The 15,913-nt window shown below is 72.4% G+C and carries 15 protein-coding genes; 11 read left to right on the plus strand and 4 right to left on the minus strand.

Annotated features, from left to right (window positions below; all coding sequences use genetic code 11):
* Positions 1–122: 122 nt before the first annotated feature.
* A complete protein-coding gene (locus WA762_RS29880; RefSeq protein WP_335939802.1) occupies positions 123–1,589 on the minus strand; it encodes an ATP-binding SpoIIE family protein phosphatase in 1,467 nt (488 codons plus the stop codon).
* A gap of 325 nt (positions 1,590–1,914) precedes the next feature.
* Here WA762_RS29880 and WA762_RS29885 point away from each other — a divergent pair, with 325 nt between their 5' ends.
* From WA762_RS29885 to WA762_RS29910, 6 genes are all read left to right on the plus strand, one after another.
* Entirely contained in the window at positions 1,915–2,505 is a 591-nt protein-coding gene (locus WA762_RS29885) for a MarR family winged helix-turn-helix transcriptional regulator (protein WP_335939804.1), read from the plus strand.
* Between the two features lie 623 nt (positions 2,506–3,128).
* Complete coding sequence (locus WA762_RS29890; RefSeq protein WP_335939805.1) at positions 3,129–3,533, plus strand: hypothetical protein; 405 nt, start codon at positions 3,129–3,131, stop codon at positions 3,531–3,533.
* A 219-nt stretch (positions 3,534–3,752) separates the two neighbouring features.
* The gene (locus WA762_RS29895) at positions 3,753–4,499 is read left to right on the plus strand and encodes a phosphotransferase family protein (protein ID WP_335939807.1); all 747 of its coding nucleotides are present in this window, start codon (positions 3,753–3,755) and stop codon (positions 4,497–4,499) included.
* Between the two features lie 164 nt (positions 4,500–4,663).
* Positions 4,664–4,921 carry a hypothetical protein gene (locus WA762_RS29900; protein WP_335939809.1) on the plus strand — a complete coding sequence of 86 codons (258 nt, stop codon included), beginning with the start codon at positions 4,664–4,666 and terminating at the stop codon, positions 4,919–4,921.
* Positions 4,918–5,298 carry a PIN domain-containing protein gene (locus WA762_RS29905; protein WP_335939810.1) on the plus strand — a complete coding sequence of 127 codons (381 nt, stop codon included), beginning with the start codon at positions 4,918–4,920 and terminating at the stop codon, positions 5,296–5,298. The genes WA762_RS29900 and WA762_RS29905 overlap by 4 nt, the downstream gene beginning before the upstream one ends.
* A 282-nt stretch (positions 5,299–5,580) precedes the next feature.
* On the plus strand, positions 5,581–6,672 hold the full coding sequence (locus WA762_RS29910) for a GMC family oxidoreductase (RefSeq protein WP_335939812.1): 1,092 nt from the start codon (positions 5,581–5,583) through the stop codon (positions 6,670–6,672).
* A gap of 23 nt (positions 6,673–6,695) precedes the next feature.
* Here the strand turns inward: WA762_RS29910 and WA762_RS29915 are convergent, their stop codons facing one another.
* Complete coding sequence (locus WA762_RS29915) at positions 6,696–7,016, minus strand: hypothetical protein (protein ID WP_335939814.1); 321 nt, start codon at positions 7,014–7,016, stop codon at positions 6,696–6,698.
* 260 nt (positions 7,017–7,276) lie between these two features.
* Between WA762_RS29915 and WA762_RS29920 the strand changes: the two genes are divergently transcribed.
* Positions 7,277–7,513: a hypothetical protein gene (locus WA762_RS29920; protein ID WP_335939815.1), complete on the plus strand. Its 237-nt coding sequence runs from the start codon at positions 7,277–7,279 to the stop codon at positions 7,511–7,513.
* Positions 7,514–7,865: 352 nt separating this feature from the next.
* Positions 7,866–8,576 carry a DUF4232 domain-containing protein gene (locus WA762_RS29925; RefSeq protein ID WP_335939817.1) on the plus strand — a complete coding sequence of 237 codons (711 nt, stop codon included), beginning with the start codon at positions 7,866–7,868 and terminating at the stop codon, positions 8,574–8,576.
* 89 nt (positions 8,577–8,665) lie between these two features.
* Here the strand turns inward: WA762_RS29925 and WA762_RS29930 are convergent, their stop codons facing one another.
* On the minus strand, positions 8,666–9,112 hold the full coding sequence (locus tag WA762_RS29930; protein ID WP_335939819.1) for a tetratricopeptide repeat protein: 447 nt from the start codon (positions 9,110–9,112) through the stop codon (positions 8,666–8,668).
* A gap of 165 nt (positions 9,113–9,277) precedes the next feature.
* Complete coding sequence (locus WA762_RS29935; RefSeq protein ID WP_443080715.1) at positions 9,278–9,610, minus strand: hypothetical protein; 333 nt, start codon at positions 9,608–9,610, stop codon at positions 9,278–9,280.
* 473 nt (positions 9,611–10,083) lie between these two features.
* On the opposite strand from WA762_RS29935, the gene WA762_RS29940 reads away from it, so the two are divergent.
* The 3 genes from WA762_RS29940 (at position 10,084) to WA762_RS29950 (ending at position 15,853) form a co-directional block, all read left to right on the plus strand.
* On the plus strand, positions 10,084–13,377 hold the full coding sequence (locus WA762_RS29940) for an amino acid adenylation domain-containing protein (RefSeq protein WP_335939821.1): 3,294 nt from the start codon (positions 10,084–10,086) through the stop codon (positions 13,375–13,377).
* A gap of 158 nt (positions 13,378–13,535) precedes the next feature.
* A complete protein-coding gene (locus WA762_RS29945) occupies positions 13,536–14,849 on the plus strand; it encodes a diaminobutyrate--2-oxoglutarate transaminase (protein ID WP_335939823.1) in 1,314 nt (437 codons plus the stop codon).
* A gap of 59 nt (positions 14,850–14,908) precedes the next feature.
* Entirely contained in the window at positions 14,909–15,853 is a 945-nt protein-coding gene (locus WA762_RS29950; protein ID WP_335939825.1) for an ornithine carbamoyltransferase, read from the plus strand.
* Positions 15,854–15,913: the final 60 nt, after the last annotated feature.

The following is a 15,913-nucleotide window of genomic DNA, read 5'->3' on the forward strand; positions in this document are numbered from 1 at the left end:
CTCGGCAACGGCATGGGGGACCTCTGAGGCCGGCGACGTGCCGGGCGGGGTCTTCCGGATCGCGGGCCTCGGTGATACGGCGGCAGGGCAGCGGGTGAGGGGCTTCGGGCAGTCCAGCCCGGTCACACGGCTGATGCCAGGGCGGGGGAGAGGCGAGCTGACGGGGTCGGCTGCTCGGCCCAGACGATCTTCCCGGTAGGGGTGAAGCGGGTTCCCCACCGCTCGGCGAACTGGGCGACGAGGAAGATTCCGCGGCCGCCTTCGTCCATGGCCGTCGCGTAGCGCAGGTGCGGGGAGGTGCTGCTGCTGTCGCTGACCTCCAGCGCCAAGCTGGTATCGAGCAGAAGGCGCAGGTGGACGGGGGGCGCCGCGTGCCGGATGGCGTTGGTGACCAGCTCGCTGAGGATGAGTTCGGTGGTGAATGCCGCCTCCTCCAGGTCCCAGTCGGTCAGCTTCGCGAGCACCTCGGCGCGCAGGGCGGGCACCGCGGCGGGAAGAGCCGGGATGTCCCATTCAGCGATCCGATCACGCGGAAACGCGCGGGTTCGCGCGATCAGGAGGGCGACGTCATCATCCGGATGGGCGGGCAGCACCGCCTCCAGGAGCGTCTCGCACGTCTCTTCCGGGTCCACCCCCGCGTTGGAGAGCGCGTCGCGCAGCAGCTTCAGGCCGGCCCCGATGTCGCGGTGACGGTTCACGATGAGCCCGTTGGTGTAGAGCACGAGCTGTGTGCCCTCCGGCAGTTGCAGGTCGACGGCCTGAAAGCGCAGGCCCCCTACGCCGAGCGGGGGTCCTTCGGGCAGGTCGAGAATCTCGACGCGGCCGTCGGGATAGACGATGGCGGGCGGAAAGTGCCCGGCACTCGCCATTGCGCAGCTGCAGGAGACCGGATCGTAGATCGCGTACAGGCACGTGGTTCCGACGGTCATCCCCTGACTGGCGCCCTCCTCCGCGTCCATCTGAACAACCAGGTCGTCGAGGCGGGCCAGCAGTTCGTCGGGCGGGAGGTCAAGGGTGGAGAAATTACGGACCGCGGTGCGCAGCCGCCCCATGGTGACCGCGGAGTGCAGGCCGTGGCCGGCCACATCACCGACCACGAGGGCGGTGCGAAATCCTGGGAGAGGGATCACGTCGAACCAGTCCCCGCTGACCTCCGCCTCGGCGGGCACATAGCGGAACGCCGTCCGGACGGCGCTGGTGTCCGGCAGCGTGCGGGGCAGCAGGCTGTGCTGCAGCGTGGTGGCGATGGCGTGCTCACGGGTGTAGCGGCGAGCCAGCTGAGCGACCGCGAGGCCGACGGCGAGCAGCAGCCCGATGGTGATGATGTCGTCCGGGTGGCTGAAGCGGGTGAAGCTTGCGTACGGGGTGGTGAAGAAGAAGACGAACCCTGCCGCGGCGGAAAGAGCCGTGAGCGCCGCGGCCCAGCGGTAGCCGAGGGTGGCCACCGCCGCGACGACGAACATCAGGATCAGGGCCACGTTGGTGGAGGACAGGGTGCCTCGGACAGGCAGCAGGAGCGCGCAGATGACCAGCGGAGACGCCAGTGCCGCGATGAGCACGGCCAGCCCCTTGACGAGATCACGAGGCATGCCCTACCTCCCTGCTTTCCGGTGTAGCAGGGCCCAGGTGGCGGGGCCAGTCGATACGGGGCCCGCGAGCAGGGCCACGGCCGCCGCCCTCATCATCGGCTCCTCGGCTCCTCGGCCTCGCGGCACAGCGCCGAGGCGCTCGCGGCGGCGGGAGACGCGATCGGCCGGAGCGGAGCGGAGGCCGTTGCCGAGCGTGTCCGCGACCCGCCGGTCGGTCGCACGAGTCCGTGCCCTGCGGTCAGGCAGTCGCCGGTGCTGTGACCGCGCAGGTTCGCCGCGCCGGCCTGCCTGCGGCCTGTCGCTGTACACAGCGGTGTGCAAGGACATGCCCAACCAGTCTCAGCTGGCCGACTGCCTGGGAATCGACCGCTCGGTGCTGCCGTATGTGATCGACGACCTGGCCGAGGCCGGGCTGGTCGAGCGGCAGTCGGATCCGGCCGACCGGCGGGCACGGAAAGTCGTTGCCACCTCGCTGGGTGTCGAGACCTTCCGGACGCTGGAGAACGAGGTCACCGCGGCCGAAGAAGCGGCCCTGACCGCCCTGGAGCCTGCCGAACGGAAGCAGTTCCGGTCGCTGACATCCCGCCTGGCCCGCCAGGCCGGGGACGGGGTCGGCCGCGGCGGACGGACTGCGCCCGCCGAAGAACTCCGAGCAGGAAGGCCCGTCGTGGTCACCAGGACCAACCGCATTCTGATCATCGTCACCAGCGCCGGCGAATACGAGAAGGTCGGCTACCGCACCGGCTTGTGGCTGGGCGAGTTGACCCACTTCTACGACGTCGCCGAGCAGGCCGGCTTCGAGCTCACGATCGCCGGCGCCAGGGCGGGCATGTTCCGATCGACCCGGAGATCCTGGCCCACGGTGTCCTCGGTGAGCCGGGCACCGACAAGCGTTGCGCTGACCGGGAATTCATGAACAAGCTGGAGAACACCGTCTCCGTGGCCGAGGTAGAGGCCGAGGCCGAGGACTACGACGCCATTCACCTCACCGGCGGGCACGGCGTGATGTTCGACTTCCACCAGAGCCAGGCGCCGGAGACCCTCATCGCCCGGTTCTATGAGACCGACCGGCTTGTCTCTGCGGTCTCGGACCCCGCGGGACCGCGGTCGGAGAGGCGGCGGGGCGACCGTTCGTCGCGACGGGCATCCGGACGGCGGCCGCCTTTCGAGGCCGGCGGCCCGCGCCGAACGCCTCGTGCACCGGCACTGGTGCCGTCCTCGTGCCGGACCCGAGCCGGTCAGGCGCCGCGTGGTGTGCGGCCGAGGAGCCGGTTGCCGACGCCGACGGGGATCTCGCGGACGTCCGGGGCGGGGGGCGGGGGAGAGGGGTGTCGACGGCGGCGATGGCCTGTTCGGCATCCCCGGTTTGGGCGGCATCCAGCCGAGATCGGCGCGCGGGCGTCGACAGGGCTGGGGTCAACACCGGAGGTGCGAGGTCCTCCGTTCGGAGGGCTCGCCTCGGAAGTGTCCGCGAGCGGCTCGCGACCACGAGATAGTTACTCGTTGTAACAATCCCGACTGCAAAGGGTAGTGAAGAAGATGATGCAACCCACGGTCACCAGCCGCGTCCTCGCCCTTGCCCTCGGCGCCGTGACGTCCCTGACCGTCCTGTCCGGCACCGCCGCGGCCGCGGACATCGACGCCCCCTACGCCCGCGCCGCCGCGAAGGTGTCCACCGACGCCAAGCTTCTGGGCGCCAAGAACGTCCAGTCGGTCACCCGGGGCACCGGTGCCGGTGTCTACTGCGTCAAGGTCGCGCCCAACGCCGTCAACGACCTCGCCAACGCGGCGATCGTCGCCACGCTCAACAACTACCGGGGGGAGATCACCGCCATCGGCGCCCCGCACAGCTACTGCGGCAACAACGCCAACACCATCACCGTCGTCACCAGCGACAGCAGCGGAAAGGGAGCGGACCGGCCGTTCACCGTAGCCGTCCTGTAGCGGCTCGCCGATGTCCAGTGGGGCACGGATCACGCCGGGCCCCACTGGTACGTCCCGCGCGGGCGGGGCCTCGGGAGTCCTGACACAAGTGGTGGGCGTGACCTGGTCAACGGCCGATGTCGTGCACGAGGTCACCGGGTAGCGGGACACGGTCAGCCGCCTAATCACACGCGACAAACCCGGCGACATCGGCGATCGTCCCCGGGATACTGGTCGCCCATGGATGAGGTCGAAGTCGTCGTCGCCCATTCCGAGCGCGCGACCCTGCGCGTCGGTGACGTGTTCCTGAAGGTGGACGCCGATCAGGCGCGCATCGACGTCGAGGTCGAGGCGATGTTCCTCGCGCCGGTCCCGACCCCGGAGGTCCTGTGGCGCAAGCCGCCCGTGCTCGCGATCGCCGCGCTCCCGGGGACGACGCTTGGGCGCCTCGGCGGGCCTTCGACCGGGTCGCCGGCGGCGTGGGCCGCGGCGGGCGCCGCCATCCGGAAGCTGCACGACGCGCCCCTGCCGCCCCGGCCCGGCCGGGCCGGGCGGAGCATCGCCGCGCTGGCGGCGGAACTCGACGACGCGTGCGAGTCGCTCGTGACGAACGGCGTCCTGCCCGCCGACCTCGTCGTCCGCAACCGCCAGGTCGCCGAGGCCGCTCTCCGGCCGTGGACTCCGGCGTTCACACACGGCGACCTGCAGATCGCGCACGTCTTCGTCGACGGCGACGAGGTCACCGGCATCATCGACTGGTCCGAGGCGGGCCAGGGTGATGCCCTGTATGACCTCGCCACCTTCACGCTCGGACACGAGGAGCACCTCGACGACGTCATCGCCGGCTACGGCACCGACATCGACCTCGACGTGATCCACGGGTGGTGGTCGGTGCGGAGCCTGCTGGCAGTTCGCTGGCTGATCGAGCACGGCTTCGACCCCTTCGCACCGGGCTGTGAGGTCGACGTGCTGAGATCCCGGATGTGAGGCTGCGCGGGCCGGACCGCTACGACACTTTGTTAGGAGTCGTTATTGCGGCTCCGCGCGCCGCTCCTCCGCCGTCGGGCGCATCGGTGACGGCGCCCGCCCCGCCTGGCGGCGATGGTTACGGGTACGTACCCGTACCCTGGGGGATGGGAAGGAGCACGATGATGGCCGATGCCAATGTCCGCATCCCCGAGGAAGCCAAGGACCGGCTCGCTGCGATCGCGGCGGCGGAGGGCCTGTCGCTGCGCGCGTACCTGGCCCGTCTCGCTCAGACGCTGCTGACTCCGGCCGAGCGCGCCGAGCGCGCGGAGAAGGCCCGCGCGGCGCTGAAGGCGTGGACGGGCTATGCCCCCACCCCCTCCGAGACGGACGACCTGGACAGTGAGCTGGACCGGCGCCTGGCCCGGGTGACCGCCCGGTGAGCGACGCCCTGCACATCGTCCTGGACGACACGGCGATGACCGCGGTCGGCCGGGGCAACGTTCTTGCCTCCCGGCTCATCCACCGGGCCCACGCCGAGGCCGGCTGGTTCCTCTACGCCCCGGCGTGTGCCCTCGTCGAGGCCGACCGGTCCCGGCCCGGCACGGCGGAGCACCTGGCCGCCCTGCCCGGCATCACGGTCCTGGACCTGGACCTGCCGGCCGCCTTGGCGGTGGCCCGGCAGGAGACGTGGGCGGCGGCGCACAGCCGGTACGCGGCTCAGCCCACCCCGGACCGCCCCGACGGGGCCATCGTCGCCACCACCGCCCCGGATCGGTGGGAGGGCGAACCGGTCCGTGTCCTCGATCTCAATGCCTGAACCCGCGTCCGGGGCCGTGCTCGCCGATGGCCGCTGCCCGGCCTCGGCGCCCGGTGCCCAGGACATCGTGCGGCTTTCGACGTCCGTGTCCGGCGGGAGTGTGCCGCGTGCCCGAGGACCCCGGCTCACTGGTCGATCAACAGCTCATCAAGGCGCCCGACGGTTCTGACGCCCCGGCCGGGATGTGCGCCGCGCACCAGTCGGCGAGCAGTCGACGCCAGGGGCCGACGAAGACCCCGGTGGTGCCGTCGTCCGAGGTGTGCGCGGATCGACAGCGGCCCGATGCGCCCGGCACCGGCTCAGGACGGCAACCCGCTCTCCCAGGTCTTCGTCGACGCCGCGGCGGCGGCCGGGGACCCCGTGACGGATGACTTCAACGGAGCGGGGCAGGAGGGCGCGGGCTGGCACGTTCTGAACATCACTGAGGGCGGCCGGCAGAGCACGGCCAAGGCCTATCTGGATCCGCTGCGCGGCCGCCGGCCGAACCTCACCGTTCTCACCGACGCCCGCACGCGCCGCCTGCTCTTCGACGGCGAGCGGTGTACGGGCGTGGAATACCGGCGCCAGGACGAGACAGCGGCCGCGTACGCGACCGGTGAGGTGATCGTCAGCTGCGGAGCGGTCGACTCCCCCCGGCTCCTCCTGCTGTCGGGCATCGGCCCCGCCGACGAACTCCGCCGCATCGCCATCGAGGTCCGTCACCACCTGCCCGGCGTCGGGCGCAACCTGCACGACCATCCGACGTGCGGACTCGTCTACGAAGCGAGCCGACCGATTCCCGCAGGGCGAGCCAACCTGGCGGAGACCTCACTGCTCTGGCGAAGCGACACGTCATTGCGCGGCCCCGACATGCAGCTGGTGTTCATTCATGTGCCTTACCATCCGCCGACGATGCGGGCCCCCGCGAACAGCTTCACCGACGGGGTCGTGACGGTGCCCCAGAGCCGGGGCTCGGTGCGCCTGGCCGACGCCGATCCGGACACCCCGCCGCTGATCGACCCGAACTACCTCGGTGAGGAATCGGACATCCGCCGCATGCTGCACGGCATTCAGGTCGCACGCGACATCGCGGCGGCGAGCCCCTTCACACCATGGCGACCGCGCGAGGTGCTCCCCGGGGACGGCGCCACCGACGAGGCGGCACTGCGCACATTCCTGGCGCGCGCCACCGGACCGTACTTCCACCTCGTGGGCAGCTGCGCGATGGGGACCGGCGACCAGGCGGTGGTCGCGCCGGACCTGAAGGCGCACGGCATCCGGGGGCTGCGGGTCGCGGACGCGTCGGTGATGCCCACGATCGTCTCCGTCAACACCAACGCCGCGACGATCATGATCGCAGAGAAGGCCGCCGATCTGATCCGCCAGGACACGTAGTCCGCGCACGCCCTTCCCCGCCGTCAGCGGTTCCACCAGCACCTTCTCCCGGGCGCTGAGAGGTCGGGAGCGGCCGGCTCCGCGTCGAAGGCCACACGCCAGGCGTCCACCAGTTCGGGCGGGAGCAGCCGCCGGCCGCCCGGGCCCGGCAGGGCAAGCTCATCGATGTCGAACAGATCCATCTCCCTGGCCTCGACCGCGCCGAGCATGCTGCATTCGCCCGTCGTCAGATCGACCCGGACGGGGCCGGAGCCTGGCACGGAGCCTGCTGCTGGGAGCCCGTACACGCCGAACTCGACGCCGCCGGTCGGCCGGTCGCACGCCGTGGGCCTGCCCAGCGCCAACGCTCCGGCCGGTCGTACGGCTGCGCCCGTAGAGCGTCCCGTCCTTCACGGAGCGGGCGACCGCGGCTTCCACCGGCTGCCGAGCGGTCACTCGCCGTTCCTCTCCATGCCCGGGCGACTCGCCGCTCTCCTGGGCCGGATCACCACCTCTGCCTCGCGATGACACCCCCCTCGCACCTCGGACGCCGTCGTACGACCAGGCCGAGGCCCTGCCGGACCTGGGCGCCATCGAGGACCTGAGCCCAGGAGACCTCGCGGACATGCGGACGACGGCACCGGGCGAGTTCGTGGCGGGCGATCACGAAGCAGGAGGCCGTGCCCAGGACTGCCGGTCACCGCGCGTCTTCATCGCAGGCGGCAGAAGAACCTGGGCGTCCTTCGGATACCACCAAAAGCCCTCGGCCATCTGCCTGGCCTGCGCCATCCGGCTGAACGCCAAGAGCGTCGAAATCCAGGAGGCCTACGCACCGAGTGCCGCCGCGAAGCAGAAAAGCTGACGCTTCGACACTCTCCTGACCCTATTCCCCGTGGCACGGGCAATCGATGGGCAGACGCGCCCTGACGGCCCCGCGGTGCGAGACTCGCCCTGCCGCCTTCGTACCACGGGCATGTGAATCGATCCGCGTCGAGCGCGCCGCTCCCGCGGAGGCACTGCGCCGCTGACGGGCACGGCGTGAACACCGGTGCGCATGCGCCCAGTTGCCTTGTTACCGAACGCGGACAGACCCGAGTGAACGGCGCCCGCGCCGACGTCATCTCATGGGGTGCAGCAAACAGCCGATGCGGCCGGTCGCCCTGCGGGAACAGGGGAGGCGTCGTGTTCCGACAGACCATGGGGGAACTTTCATCATGACCACGCACTATGCCCGCCGTACTGCCCGTTCCGCCGCTCTGGCCGCCGTCACCGCCGCGCTGGCGCTGGGTCTGACTGCCTGCGGCGGCGCCGACGAGGGCTCGAAGGCGGCGGGCGGCGACCACACCGCTGGTACCGCGCAGAGCCGGTCCGCGTCTGACGGGGCCGGCAAGGCCGGCGCGGAACAGGCCAACAGCGGAGGTGGCACCAAGGAGGGGGTGCGCTCGGTGACCGCCTCGGACAGGACGGACGAGGCCGCGAGCAAGGGCACAACAGCCGGCGTCCAGCGGTGCCGCGGAGACGAGATGCTGGTCACCGCGGTACACCGGTTCGCCGGTCAGCAGGGCGACCACCTGCTGGTCACCGCGTCGAACGAGGGCGCCCAGCCGTGCTGGGTCACCTCGTACCCGGCCGTGAAGCTCGGCGGGGACGTCGACGACGCCGCACTGCCGCACTCGAAGAAGGACAACCCGGGCGGCGCCAAGCACATCACGCTCCGGCCCGGAGACAAGGCATACAGCGCGGTGAACCTCTTCGACTACGGATCGAAGAACCACACGGCGCAGTCGTTCGCCATCGCGCTGCGCGGCGCGGACGGTCGCAGCGGTCCCTTCTACTCCGTCGACGTCAAGGGCGAGAAGCCGCAGTTCAGCTGGAACGAGGCCGACGTTCTGAACTGGAACACCGAGAAGCCGTACGACTTCTGACGACCCGTCGGTCAGCGACGCGTCGCCGCCTTGCCCGACAGCTCGGTCACCTTCCGTGGCAGGGGCTACCGAGCGGCTACGCCGGGGGATCACGATCGTGGCGCTTCCGCGTCACCAACCGCGCCGGGGCCGGCCTGGCCGATCAGCAGGGCGACGCGGTCGAGTGCGGCCTGGGTGGATTCGATCAGCTCGGGGTCGCCCTTGGCCATCCGCAGTCGCAGCGCTTCCTCCAGGCGGGCGCGCGCCACCACAAGGTCGCCTTGCTCCATGAGGTGCTTGCCGAAGTGCTGGAGGGCGAAGTCGACGAGTTCCGGGCGCCGGATCCGGGCGGCGTCCAGGGCCCCGCGGTAGAGCGCGTCCGCGGTCTCCGTGTCGCCGCCGTAGCGGTAGGCGTCGCCGAGGTTGAGCTGGGTGGCGATGACGGCCCGGCTGTCGCCGCAGGTCGTGGCCAGGCCGAGTGCCTGCCGCAGGAACGCCTGGGCGTCGTGGTGATCGCCCAGGCTCACCAGGCCGATGCCGATCCACCGGGCCGTCATCCGCGTCCGGCGGGTCCGCATCTGCGGGCAGCGCCCGCAGTTCCTCGCGCGGCCCTTCGACGGCGGTGGTCAACTGATCGCGGTCGGCGGGGACCATGCGCAGGTCTTCGTCTTGTGTGATGAGGTGCTGGAGCACTCGCCCTCCCCGGTCGGTCGCTGCTCCGGTCAACTACGGCCGGCCAGCCCGGTGGCGCAGGTCGGCCGGCAGGGTCTGGCCGTGCGCGGAAATGCGCTCGCCCATGCCAGTGCGGGAATGTCCGAGGGCGGACGCCGACGGGGCAGCGTGGCGCGGAACTCCTCGATCACGGAACTCACCTGCCGCATCAGCGACGTCCGTTCCAGCAGGTCGGGGTAGAGACTGCGGCGGGCCAGTCCAGGCAGGTCCACACAGAAGTACAGCGCCATCAGCGGGTTGACGAACAACTCCATGCCCTTGGTCCTTTCCGTGAACCGGACGTCGCCGAAGTCACCGTGCACGGCGGCGACGGATCCGTTCACGATGCTCGGGCGGCCCGCCGGCGCGCAGGACGCTGGAGCCGTGGGCGAGCACGGCAAGGACCGGGAGCACGGAGCCGGACCGGCGCGGCCGCTGCTCACCACGGCCCGCGCCCGGCGATGACGGCCGGGCTGCGTGCGGCGTCTGGTACGCGGGGCACGCACCCGGCCGTGGTCGCGCCCGACTGCGGTCCGACTGGTCCGGGCGCCGTCCTCGCTCGTGGCCGAGAGTCCGTCCCCCGCCTCGGGCCTCGTGCGGCCGGCCGAGCCGATCGATGGGCTCGGTCGGCTCGTTCGCGGACGCCGTCCGGCCGGGCCGACGGCCGCCGGAGGCGGGCAAGGGAGTCATGGGCAGGAGTGGGCCGCCGACGCGGCTGCCGGAAGTTCTCTGGGCGGGAAGCCGGGCGGCGCGGAGACTCGCAGATGTCCGGAGCCGTGCCAGGCCCCGGACTCGTCCGCATCCATGGAGGTGACCGGTGGACAGCGCTGATGCCCAGGAGGCGGGTGCCGGCCGGCCGATGTCGTTCGCACAGCGGCGGTTGTGGTTTCTGGACAGCCTGCGCCCCGGTACGCCGGACGATCTGCTGCCCCTGGCGCTGCGCATCCGCGGCGACCTCGACGAGAAGGCGCTGACCGGCGCGTTCGGCGCGGTGCTCGCCCGTCACGAGGTGCTGCGGACCCGGTACCCGGCCGTGGACGGCGAGCCGGTCGCGGTGGTGGAGCCCACCGTGGACGTACCGTGGGACCACCGGGATCTGCGGCACCTGCCGTCCGAGGAGCGCGAGTCGCGGCTCGCGGAGTTCGTCGCCGCCGAACTCGTCCGGCCCCTGCCGCTGGAGACCGCGCCACCGCTGCGGCTGACCCTGGTGCGGCTGGCCGAGCAGGAGTACCTGCTGCTGATCGTGGTCCACCACATCGCCTTCGACTTCTTCTCCTGGCCGGTCCTCACCCAGGAACTGGCGGCCGGGTACCGGGCCCGCACCGGCGGCGCCGCGCCGCAGCCCGAACCGGCGCCGCTGCCCCTGCAGTACGCCGATGCCGCCGCCCAGCAGGCCGCACGGCTGGCGGGACCGCGCGGCGAGCGCCAACTCGCCTACTGGCGAGAGCGACTGGCCGGCCTGGAACCCCTGGAGCTGCCCGCCGACCGGCCCCGTCCGGCCGTCTGGGACGGCGCCGCCGACATCGCCCGCTTCACCATCCCGGCCGAGCTGGCCGCAGGGGTGGACCGGGTGGCCCGGGAGCACCGGGCCACCCGGTTCATGGTGCTGCTCGCCGCCTTCCAGGCCACCCTGGGACGGCTGGCCGGCCGGACCGACGTCGCGGTGGGCACCCCGGTCAGCGGCCGGGGCCGGCCCCGGCACGACGAGCTGATCGGGCTGTTCGTGAACTCCGTGGTCCTGCGCGCCCACCTCGGCGGCGCACCGTCCTTCGCCGAGCTGCTGCGGCGGGTGCGGACGGACACGCTGGCCGCGCTCACCCACGCCGAGCTGCCGTTCGAGCGGATCGTCACCGAGCTGGCCCAGCAGCGCGACCTCTCCCGCAACCCCCTCTTCCAGATCTCCTTCCAACTGCTCACCCTGCCCGAGGAACCGGACCATCTGCCCGGTCTGGACACCGAGATGATCTCCACCCCGGCCTCCGGCACCGCCTTCGACCTGGCACTGGACCTCCTCTCCCAGCCGGACGGCCGGATCTCCGGACGGATGCAGTACGCCACCGCGCTCTTCGACCCGGACACCGCCGAACGGATCGGCGCCGCCTTCGTGACCCTGCTGGCCGCCGCCGTGGCCGAACCGGAGGCCCCGGTCGCCCGGCTCGCGGGCGCGCTGGCGGATCTGCCGGGGCGGGAGCGGCGCAGGCTGCTGGCCCAAGGAGACGGTGCCGTGCTGGAGGCGCCGGACGTCCCCTGGACCGAGCTGTTCGCGCGGCAGGCGGCCCGCACCCCCGACGCGGTCGCCGTCAGCGGCCCCGGCGGGGATCTCACATACGGCGAACTGGACGCCCGGGCCAACCAGCTGGCGCACCGGCTGGCCGCGGTGGGCGCCGGCCCGGGCATCCCCGTCGGAGTCTTCCTGGACCGCGGCCACGCGCTGCTGGTGACCCTGCTGGCGGTGCACAGGGCAGGCGCCGTCTACCTGCCGCTCGACCCGGGCTACCCGGCCGGCCGCATCGGCTATCTGCTCCAGGACGCCGGAGCCGAGGTGCTGGTCAGCGAACGGGAGCTCGCCGGGCGGCTGGACGGTACGGGAGCCGGGCCCCGGCCGGGCGAGGAGCGCACCCTGCTGCTCGACGACCCCGCCGAGGCGGCCAGGGCGGCCGCCGCCCCGCGCTCGGCTCCGCCGCGCCGCCCCGGTCCGGACGAACTGGCGTACATGTTCTACACCTCCGGCTCCACCGGACATCCCAAGGGCGTGCTGGTCGAGCACCGTTCGCTGACGCACTTCCTGGCGGCGATGGCCGCCCGGCTGCCGCTGCGTCCCGGCGGCACCTTCCTGGGCATCACCTCGGTCTCCTTCGACCCCTCGCTGATGGAGCTGTGCCTTCCGCTGCTGACCGGGGCCCGGCTGCTGCTCGCCGACCGTGAACAGGCCCGCGACCCGGAGCGGCTGGCCGCGCTGATCGACACCGCCGGGACCGCCCTGGTCCAGGCCACCCCGGTGACCCTGCGGATGCTGCTGGACACCGGCTGGCGGCCGGGCGCCGGACTCACCCTCCTCAGCGGCGGCGAGAAGCTGCACACCGACCTCGCGGTCCGGCTGGCCGCCGACGGAGCCCGGGTCTGGGATCTGTACGGCCCCACCGAGACCACCGTCTGGTCCACCACCGCCCGCCTCGACGCCCACGGGCGGACCGTGGACTGGGAGCTCCGCGGCAACACCCGGCTCCATCTGCTCGACGCGCGCATGGAGCCGGTGGCCGAAGGCGCGGTCGGGGAGATGTACATCGGCGGCAGCGGACTGGGCTGGGGCTACCACGGCCGCCCCGCCCAGACGGCCGGGGCCTTCGTCCCCGATCCGTTCGCCGGCCGGCCCGGGGCACGCCTGTACCGTACCGGCGACCTGGCGCGCCGACGCCCCGACGGCTCCCTGGACATCCTGGGCCGCGCCGACCACCAGGTGAAGATCCGCGGCCACCGGATCGAGCCGGGCGAGATCGAGTCCGCGCTGCTCGCCCTCGGCCCCTTCCGGGCCGCGGTGGTCCTCGCCGTACCGCAGCCGGACGGCGACCAGCGACTGGCTGCCTACCTGGTACCGGGGGAGGACGCCGCCGGCGCCCCCGGCCACGAGGAGCTGCGGACGGCCCTGCTGGCCACCCTGCCCGACTACATGGCGCCCGAAGCCTTCGTGACGCTGGACGCCCTGCCGCGCACGCCGAACGGCAAGGTCGACCGCAAGGCGCTGCCGCCGGTGGCGCACTGGCGCCCGACCGGGGACACCACCGCCGGCGCACCGCCGCGCACGGACCGGGAACGCACCGTGGCCGGGATCTGGCAGGAGGTGCTGGGCGTCCAGGACATCGGCGTCGACCACGACTTCTTTCAGCTCGGCGGGCACTCCCTGCTCGCCACCCGGGTCTCGGTACGGCTACGGGCCGCGCTCGGCATCGACGTCCCGGTCCGGGCGCTCTTCGAGCACCCCACCGTGGCCGCGCTCTGCGCCGCGCTCCCCGGCTACCCGGCCGTCGCCGCCGGACCGTCCGCACCGGTCCTGGGCGCCCGGCGCCGACCACGCCGCCCCGCCACCGCCCAGCTCGCGAACGGCGGCCGGTAGCGAGGAAGCCCGGCACGGCGGCGTGCCGCCACGGCGCCGCCACACCACCGACAGTCACCGCATGCCATCACCCCGCGACGGCGCGTCATGCCGGCTCGGGGCCGCCACCCCCGGCCGGCCGGCACGACGGGCGAGAACCGAAAGGACCACCGATCACCATGACCATCGCGTTCACCCCTTCCCCCTCCGCGCCCCCGCCCCCCGCCGCGGCCGAGGCGCCGGACGTCGCCGTCTTCGAGCGGCACGAGTCCCATGTCCGCAGCTACTGCCGCAAGTTCCCGGTGGTCTTCGAGCGCGCCAGGGGCGCACGGCTGTACGCCGAGGACGGCCGCGTCTTCACCGACTTCTTCTGCGGCGCGGGCTCGCTCAACTACGGCCACAACCCCGGCCCGATCAAGGAGCGGATCGCCGACTACCTGGCCTCCGACGGGATGATGCACGGGCTCGACATGTACACCGTGGCCAAGCGGTCCTTCCTGGTCGCGCTCACCGAGCACATCCTGCGCCCCCGCGGCCTGGAGTACACCGCCCAGTTCGCCGGGCCCACCGGCGCCGACGCGGTCGAGGCCGCGCTGAAGCTGGCCCGCAAGGCCACCGGACGCCGGGGAATCTTCGCCTTCAGCGGCGGCTACCACGGGATGACCCGGGGCTCGCTGGCCGTCACCGGCAACGGCCGGGCCCGCCGCGCCGGCGGGGTGCACGGGCAGGACGAGGTCACCTTCATCCCCTACGAGAACGGACCGCAGGGCCCCTTCGACTCCGTCGCGTTCATCGAACGACTGCTGGCCGACTCCTCCTCCGGAGTCGAGGCGCCCGCAGCGGTGATCGTCGAGCCGCTGCAGATGGAGGGCGGCGTCTACCCGGCGTCCCCGGACTGGCTGCGCCGACTGCGCGCCGTCACCGAACGCCACGGCATCCTGCTCATCTGCGACGAGATCCAGTCCGGGTGCGGCCGCACCGGCACGTTCTTCGCCTTCGAGGAGTCCGGCATCGTCCCGGACGTCGTCACCGTCTCCAAGTCCATCAGCGGCTACGGCCTGCCGCTGGCCCTCACCCTCTTCCGCCCCGAACTGGACGTCTGGGAGCCGGGCGAGCACACCGGCACCTTCCGCGGCAACCAGCTCGCCTTCGTCGCCGCGACCGCCGCTGCCGAGCTGTGGAGCAGCCCGGACTTCCTCGACCGGCTGCCCGTGCCCGCCCGTCGGCTGGCCGCGTTCGGAGCCGAACTGGCGGCCGCCGAACCGGAGATCGCCATCCGGGGCCGCGGCATGGTGCTCGGCGTCGACCTGGGCCGCTGCGGCGGCGGCAAGCGCGCCGAAGAGGTGCAGCGCTACGCCTTCGACCACGGGCTGATCGTCGAACTCTCCGGCCGGGACGACGAGGTGATCAAGGTGCTGCCGCCGCTGACCATCACCCCCGAGGAGCTCGACCACGGCATCGGCGTACTGCGCGCCGCCCTGCTCGCCCGCTGACCCCCGAGCCCGCCCCGCCGAAGCCGCCGCCCGAACCGCTCCACCCAGGAGGAAGCACCATGCCCCAGGCCGAACGCCGCCATCTGATTTCCATCGACGACCTCTCCGACGAGGAGCTGCGGCACATCGCCCGGCGCGGCGCCGAGTTCTCCGCGGGCGCCGCCGACGACGTCCGGCCCCTGGCGGACACCGTCGTCGGCGTGCTGTTCCGCAAGACCTCCACCCGTACCCGTACCGCCTTCTCCGCCGGGGCGCTGAGGCTGGGCGCCCGGCTGATCACCTACGGCCCCGGGGACCTCCAGGAGAACACCGGGGAGACCGTGGAGGACAGCGCCGCGGTGCTCTCCCGCATGATCGACGTGCTGGTGGCGCGCACCGCGGGTCCCGAGCGAGAACTGCGCGCCTACGCCGACCAGCGGCGGATGGCCGTCGTCAACGCGATGAGCCAGGGCGAGCACCCCACCCAGGCGCTGGCCGACCTCACCACGCTGCTGCGCAGGTTCGGCCGGATCGAGGACCTGCACGTGATCTACGTGGGCGAGGGCAACAACACCGCCTCCGCCCTGGCCCTGGCGCTCTCCCGGTTCCGGGGCGCCCGGCTCACGCTGCGCACCCCGCCCGGCTACGGGCTGGCGCCCGAGTACCTGGAACGGGCCGCGGTCAGCGCGAAGCGGAGCGGCGCCCGGATCGAGGAGCGCCACGACATGGCGGACCTGCCGGCCGCCGACGTCGTCTACACCACCCGCTGGCAGACCACCGGGACCGTGAAACCGACCGCCGACTGGCGCGAGGTCTTCGCGCCCTTCCAGGTCACCGAGAAAACCATGGCAAGCAGCCCGGGCGCGGTCTTCATGCACGACCTCCCCGCCCATCGCGGCGAAGAGGTGACCGCGGACGTGCTGGACGGCCCGGCGAGCATCGCCTTCGACCAGGCCGAGAACAAATACCACAGTGCGCGCGCCGTCCTCGAATGGTGCGCGGCGGACCGGAGCCCCGAGAGGTAGAGCGTCATGGCCGCGGAAAAGCAGACGGAAGAACAGGAAGCCGTTTATCTGCCCGGTGGG

Source organism: Streptomyces tyrfis, assembly GCF_037034285.1.
Lineage (GTDB): Bacteria > Actinomycetota > Actinomycetes > Streptomycetales > Streptomycetaceae > Streptomyces.